Below are 1,401 nucleotides of genomic sequence, written 5' to 3' on the forward strand. Positions count from 1 at the left end.
CCGCGCCGGTGTCGCTGGCCCAGGTCGTCTCGCACACCCTCCTCCGGTATCCGACACCGGGCGCGGCCCCGGCCGCCCACCGCACCTTTCTGGGTCGCCGTGCGGCTGTCCGTGCGGGACGCCCGCACCGAGGCGGTGACCCGGGGCGGCGGGGCGCTCGGCGTGCACCGGACCGTGGCCGCGGCGGTCGGCCGGCTCGGCAAGGCGCTGCACGCCGCCGGCCTCGCCCACCGGCTCCTGGGCCGCGACGAGCTGGGCGCCGCGCTGATCTCGGGGGCCGGCCTGGACCTGACGCCCGAGCCGCAGTCGGAGACCTGGACCGGCCTGCGTGGCGGCGGCTGGACCCAGCGCTGCCTGGCCCTGCGCGCCCGCGCCGGTGCCGCCTGGGGGCCCCTGGTGGACGCCGTCACCGCCACGTCCGCGCCGTCGCACACGCTCGCCGCCGTGGTCCGCCCCGGCGACCGGCCGGCGCCGCCGCTGCTGCGCGTCGCGGCCCCGGCCGATCACGTCGAGGCGCTGGTCAAGGTGGTCCGGGACATCGCCCGGCGGGCCGGGGTGCCGGCCCGGCCGCTCGACGGCGAGCACGGCCCCGCCGTGTACGCCACCGCCCCGGTGGCCCGTCGCGTCATCGACCACCGCGCCGAGTGAGCCCTGCGGGCCCCCGCCGGCTCAGGGGCGGAGGTTGACGATCCAGCCGTACAGGCCGCAGACCCAGACCGCGAACGGGACCAGGGAGATGATCAGCAGGATCTCGACGATGTCCAGCAACCGCCCCCAGACCGGCGAGATCCGCTTGCCCGCCACGGTCAGCCCGTAGATCAGGCTGACCACGGCCGCCACGACCAGTCCACCGAGGACCACGCCGAGCCGGATCGCCGCCCCGCCGGCGGCGAACGTGGCCGCCGCCGCGAGGCCCAGCCCGAGGCTGCCGGCCAGCAGCACCGGGGCGCGCTGGGCGCGGCCGAGGAACGGCCGGGCGCGCAGCAGCGACAGCAGGGCCAGCACCAGGCAGAGCAGCACCGCCGGCAGCCGGCCGTCGAGGGCGAGCACGAACTCCCCACCCAGCACCAGCAGAGCGACCGTCCACAGCAGGGCGGTGAGGAAGGCGTCGGCCCGCTCGCTCCGTCGCAGCACGCTGCGGCCGTCGACCGTCTCGGTGTCGGTCTTCAGGTCGTCCGGGCCGGTCGGGATGGACGGCACGGGCAGCCGGGCCAGCCGGTAAGCCGCCATCGGAAGGGCCGGCAGAGCGGCGAACGCGACCGTGGCGACCACTGCGGCGGCGGCCGGCGCGCCCACCGAGAACGCCAGGCCAACCACCGCGCCGAAGCCGACCGCCCCGCCGACGGCGACCGCCCCGAAGAACAGCGGCAGCCGGGTCGCCGACCGCCAGCGCGGCGACCG

Annotated in this window: 2 protein-coding genes; one reads left to right on the forward strand and one right to left on the reverse strand. The window is 78.2% G+C overall.

Translation table 11 applies throughout. The features are described 5' to 3' along the window. The first annotated feature begins 99 nt into the window (after positions 1-99). Positions 100-648, forward strand: a complete 549-nt coding sequence (locus tag MCAG_RS17340) for a type VII secretion protein EccE (protein WP_007074280.1) — start codon at positions 100-102, stop codon at positions 646-648. Between the two features lie 21 nt (positions 649-669). Here the strand turns inward: MCAG_RS17340 and eccD are convergent. Beyond that, on the reverse strand, positions 670-1,401 hold a 732-nt coding region (gene eccD / locus MCAG_RS17345; RefSeq protein WP_232290200.1), incomplete at its 5' end, for a type VII secretion integral membrane protein EccD.

The organism is Micromonospora sp. ATCC 39149, from assembly GCF_000158815.1.
Taxonomy (GTDB): Bacteria; Actinomycetota; Actinomycetes; order Mycobacteriales; family Micromonosporaceae; genus Micromonospora.